Below are 4,634 nucleotides of genomic sequence, written 5' to 3'. Positions count from 1 at the left end.
GCGTCCGGCGGCGCGGGGGCGGCATCGGCCGGTACGACAGCGGCGTCCGGCGGCGCGGGGGCGGCATCGGCCGGTACGACAGCGGCGTCCGGCGGCGCGGGGGCGGCGTCGGCACCCGGGGCGACCGCATCCGGGGTGCCCACGGCGGCGTCGGCGCGCGAACCCGCGGCATCGGCGCCGATCTGGCCGGACGCACAGCCGATGCCACACGCGCACGCGACGGTCGCGAGAGTCCACCCCGAAGCCATGGCCGGGGTCAATAGCACGTCCCGTGCCTTTGAGTGGGCGCGCGCGCGAAGGCACTTGCGTCCCGCCTGTGCCCACCGTCGGCTGCACCGCGCGGTCCGCTGACCCCGGCGGGCTCACCCCGCGCCCAGTGGTGCGGTTTCACCGTCGGCTGCACCGCGCGGTCCGCCGACCCCGGCGGGGGTCGGCAGGGCGGCCGCGTCCGTGGTAGGAACCGGTCGTGATTGCCGCGAGCGACACGGGAGCCCCGCGCGGCGGGGCGCCGGCACGCGCCGCGCACCGGCGGGGCGCCCGGCCGGCTCGGGGCGGCGGCAGGGGGCCCGGCCGCCAACGGCCGCGACCTGGACTTCGGCGCCGGCCGGCGAGTGGCGGGTCGCGCGCCGGCCGCGGCGACCGCGATCGGGCGGAAGGACCCGGTGACGCCGATGCGCGCTGACGTCGTCATCGCCGGCGGAGGGTTCGCGGGGGCATCGACCGCGTTCTGGCTGTCGCGCGCCGCGCGGCTCCAGGTCGTCGTCGTCGAGCGCGAGGCGATATGCGGCGTCCACGCCAGCGGGCGCAACGCCGCGCTCGGGCGCCAGGTCACCGAGCACGACGCGTTCACCGCCGTCGCGGTGCGCGGCGCGACCTGGTTGCGCCGGCCGCCGCCCGATCTCGCGGACCGGCCGCTGGTGTCCGGCTGCGGCTCGCTGCTCGTCGCCTCGCGCGAAGCCACGCTGGCGCGGCTGGTGGCGACCGCGCACCGGTTCGGGGTGCCCGCCGAACGCGTGCCGCCGGCCGCGGTGCGCGCTCGCTGGCCGCTGCTCGACGCGACGCCGATGGTGGGCGCCGTGTGGTTCCCGACCGACGGCGTGATCGACATCCACGCGCTGCTCGCCGGGCTGCTCGCGGGAGCGCGGTCGCGCGGCGTGCGGGTCGAGACCGGGTGCGAGGTCCTCGGCTGTCGTCCGGCCGGCGACGGCGTGCGCGTCGAGACGTCGAAGGGGCCGATCGACGCGCGGTGTCTCGTCGTGGCCGCCGGCGCGTGGGCCGAGCCGGTCGGCGCGGCCGCCGGCGGCCGCGCGCGGTTCGATCCGGTCCTGCGCCACCTGCACGTCACGGAACCGCTCGCCGACGTGCCCGCCGATGCGCCGTTTGCGTGGCACGTCGACGACGAGTTCTATGTGAGGCCCGAAAGCGGCGCGTGTCTGGTGTCGGCCTGCGACGAGACGGTCGTCGCACCGCACGATCCGGTGCCGTCGCCGGCCGCGCTGTCCGTCCTGGCCGACAAACTCGCCCGCATGGCGCCGCGGCTGGTGGAGTACGGCATCGCTCGCACGTGGGCGTGCCTGCGCACGTTCTCGCGCGACGGCGGCCCGCTCGTCGCCTGGGACGACCGGGCGCCGTGGCTGTTTTGGGTCGCCGGTCTCGGTGGTCACGGGGCGACCGCGAGCGTCGCGATCGGCCGCGACGCGGCCGCCGCGCTCGCCGCGCGGCTCGCGTGACCTGCCGGCGGGCCCGCGGCCGGCCGCCACGGGCCGCCGCGCTCGCCGCGCGGATCGCGCGCCGCCGGCTCGCCTGGGCCGATGCCGCCGCCGGCCGTGGTACGCTCGGTCGCCGTGACGCGCTCGGTGCACATCCTGTCGCTCGTCGCGGCCGCCGCGCTCGCCGCGTGCGCCAACGCGCCCTCGCAGGCCGACTGCGAGCGGCTGCACGCCAAGGTGGTCGAACTGGAATTCGCCGCGACGCCGGCGCGCAGTCCCGATCGCGTCGCCGCGCTTGCCGACGCGTCGCGTTCCGAGTTCGTCGCCCGCTGCGTCGAAAGCCTGCCAAAAAAACGACTCGACTGCGCTCTGCGCGCGGCGACCAAGGCCGACCTCGTCGCCTGCGACCAGATCGAGCCGTAGGTGGCGCGCGGCGACGCGAGCGAACCGCCACCGCATGCGCCCGCCCCGACGTGGACGGCGCGCCGGACGCGGAACCTGTGCCGGCCGATCGCGCCGATGCGCCGCGCCGTTCGCCGCGTTGGCGCTACAACGGAATGTTGCCGTGCTTTTTGGGCGGATTGGACTGGCGCTTGTCCGCCAGCGTGAGCAGCGCGCGGATGATCGCCGCGCGCGTCTCACGCGGCCGGATAATCTCGTCGATGTAGCCGAGCGACGCCGCCTTGTACGGATTGGCGAACCGCTCCTTGTACTCGGCGATGAACTGCTGCCGCGCGCGCTCGCGCTCGTCCGGATCGGCGATTCGGTCGAGTTCGCTGCGGAACACGATGTTGACCGCCCCTTCCGGGCCCATGACGGCGATCTCGGCGGTCGGATAGGCGAAGTTCATGTCGGCCCGGATGTGCTTGGACGCCATGACGTCGTACGCACCGCCGTACGCTTTGCGCGTGATCACCGTGACCTTCGGGACGGTCGCTTCGGTGAACGCGTACAGAAGCTTCGCCCCGTGCTTGATGATGCCGCCGTACTCCTGGTCGGTGCCCGGCAAGAACCCCGGCACGTCGACGAACGTCACCAGCGGAATGTTGAAGCAGTCGCAAAACCGCACGAAGCGTGCGGCCTTGACCGACGCGTCGATGTCGAGACAACCGGCCAGGTGCGCGGGCTGGTTGGCGACGATGCCGACCGGTCGACCGTCGAAGCGCGCGAACCCGCAGATCATGTTCTGTGCGAACTGCGCGTGGACTTCGAAGAAGTGCCGCTCGTCGACGACGCGCGAGATGATCTCTTTCATGTCGTACGGCCGGTTCGATTCGAGCGGTACGACCTGGTCGAGTTCGGGATCGGCCCGGTCTGGCCGGTCGCGCGTCGGGCGCACCGGCGGGTCCTGCATGTTGTTCGACGGCAAGTACGACAACAACTCGCGCACCGACTCGAGGCATGTGAGTTCGTCTGCCGTGTGAAAGTGCGCGACGCCCGACCGGGTGGCGTGCGTGTGGGCGCCGCCGAGTTGCTCCTTCGACACCTCCTCGTGCGTCACCGTCTTGATCACGTCCGGGCCGGTGATGAACATGTAGGAGGTCTTGTCGACCATGAAGATGAAGTCGGTCATCGCCGGCGAATACACGGCGCCCCCCGCGCAGGGGCCCATGATCGCCGAGATTTGCGGCACGACGCCGGACGCGAGCACGTTGCGCGTGAAAATGTCGGCGTAGCCGGCGAGCGACTCGACCCCTTCCTGGATGCGCGCCCCGCCCGAGTCGTTGAGCCCGATGACCGGTGCGCCGATCTTCATCGCGAGGTCCATGATCTTGCAGATCTTGGCCGCGTACGCGCCGGACAGCGATCCGCCGAAGACGGTGAAGTCCTGGGCGAACACGCACACCGTGCGGCCGTCGATCGTCCCGTAGCCGGTCACGACGCCGTCGCCGAGGATCTTCTGATCCTGCATGCCGAAGTCGGCGCACCGGTGGGTGACGAACTTGTCCAGTTCGACGAAGCTGCCCTCGTCGACGAGGGCGCCGATGCGCTCGCGCGCCGTGAGCTTTCCGGCCGCGTGTTGGCGCTCGATGCGCGCCGCGCCGCCGCCTTCGAGGGCGCGCGCCTCCATCTCCTCGAGTTTGCGAAACGGGTCGTGCGAGTTCGACATGGGACTGCGTCCGCGACGGTAATGGCCGGTCCGTTTGGTGTCAACGCCGGGCCTCACCGTGCCGCCGGGGGCAGTTCGGTCTACAATCGACGCCAGGGAGGATGCCCAGCGTCAAGGGGAGCTCGTTTGCGTCGCGCATCCTGTGGGTGAGGTTGAATCACGGCGAGGAGGGCGTCGAGCGGCTGGCGCGGGCCGTCGGTCCCGGGCTGCGCGACGTCATCGTCGACGGCGCCGTGATGAGCCGGTGGTATCCCTTCGACCAGTTCATCGAGTTGAACGTGGCGATCGACCGGGTCTTCGGGCGCGGCGACCTCGCGCTGGTCAAGACGCTGGGCCGCCACGGTGCGGATGCCAATCTGACGACGATCTATCGCCTGTTCTACCGGGTCGGCACGGTCAAGTGGATCCTCGAGCGGGCGTCCCGCCTGTGGGGGCTGCACTACGACTCGGGACGGTTGATCGTCCGCCGGTTTCCCGGCAACGAGGCCGAACTCGAGATCAAGGACTTCGCGACGCCTCACCGGGTGCACTGCGACGCCGTCCACGGTTGGGCGGAGCGGTCGCTCGAACTCAGCGGCGGTCGCGACATCGCGGTCGACGCGATCGAGTGCCGCGCCGCCGGTGACGCGCGTTGCCGTTTCCGCGCGCGGTGGCGCTAGGAGGCTGGCGCGGCTGTGCGCAACAGCCTCCTGACGGCGTCTTGTCGCTCGCGCCGCCACGGGTGCGGACCGCGTGCAACCGCGGCGCGACACGCCGTCGTTCGCCGAGGGGCGGGCGGATGGACGCGGCGCGCGCAGGCGATTGCGTGCGCGGGG

The 4,634-nt window shown here is 72.5% G+C and carries 6 protein-coding genes; 3 read left to right on the top strand and 3 right to left on the bottom strand.

What is annotated here, in order from left to right; all coding sequences use genetic code 11:
• Positions 1-248, bottom strand: a 248-nt coding sequence (locus D6689_09710; protein RMH41944.1) for a hypothetical protein, incomplete at its 3' end; no start/stop codon positions are given.
• 222 nt (positions 249-470) lie between these two features.
• Between D6689_09710 and D6689_09705 the strand changes: the two genes are divergently transcribed.
• Positions 471-1,730 (top strand): FAD-binding oxidoreductase, encoded by a 1,260-nt coding sequence (locus D6689_09705; protein RMH41943.1) that lies wholly within the window; start codon positions 471-473, stop codon positions 1,728-1,730.
• Here the strand turns inward: D6689_09705 and D6689_09700 are convergent.
• Positions 1,661-1,864 carry a hypothetical protein gene (locus D6689_09700; protein ID RMH41942.1) on the bottom strand — a complete coding sequence of 68 codons (204 nt, stop codon included), beginning with the start codon at positions 1,862-1,864 and terminating at the stop codon, positions 1,661-1,663. The genes D6689_09705 and D6689_09700 overlap by 70 nt on opposite strands.
• On the opposite strand from D6689_09700, the gene D6689_09695 reads away from it, so the two are divergent.
• Positions 1,857-2,132, top strand: coding sequence for a hypothetical protein (locus tag D6689_09695; GenBank protein RMH41941.1), 276 nt, complete (start codon positions 1,857-1,859; stop codon positions 2,130-2,132). The two genes, D6689_09700 and D6689_09695, sit on opposite strands and share 8 nt — an antisense overlap.
• Before the next feature lie 124 nt (positions 2,133-2,256).
• Here the strand turns inward: D6689_09695 and D6689_09690 are convergent, their stop codons facing one another.
• Positions 2,257-3,819: an acyl-CoA carboxylase subunit beta gene (locus D6689_09690; GenBank protein ID RMH41940.1), complete on the bottom strand. Its 1,563-nt coding sequence runs from the start codon at positions 3,817-3,819 to the stop codon at positions 2,257-2,259.
• A gap of 101 nt (positions 3,820-3,920) precedes the next feature.
• Between D6689_09690 and D6689_09685 the strand changes: the two genes are divergently transcribed.
• Positions 3,921-4,478, top strand: a complete 558-nt coding sequence (locus tag D6689_09685) for a hypothetical protein (protein RMH41939.1) — start codon at positions 3,921-3,923, stop codon at positions 4,476-4,478.
• Positions 4,479-4,634: the final 156 nt, after the last annotated feature.

The sequence above is a fragment of the Deltaproteobacteria bacterium genome (genome assembly GCA_003696105.1).
Classification (GTDB): Bacteria; Myxococcota_A; Polyangia; order Haliangiales; family J016; genus J016.
This window is presented reverse-complemented; position numbering and strand designations above follow the sequence as displayed.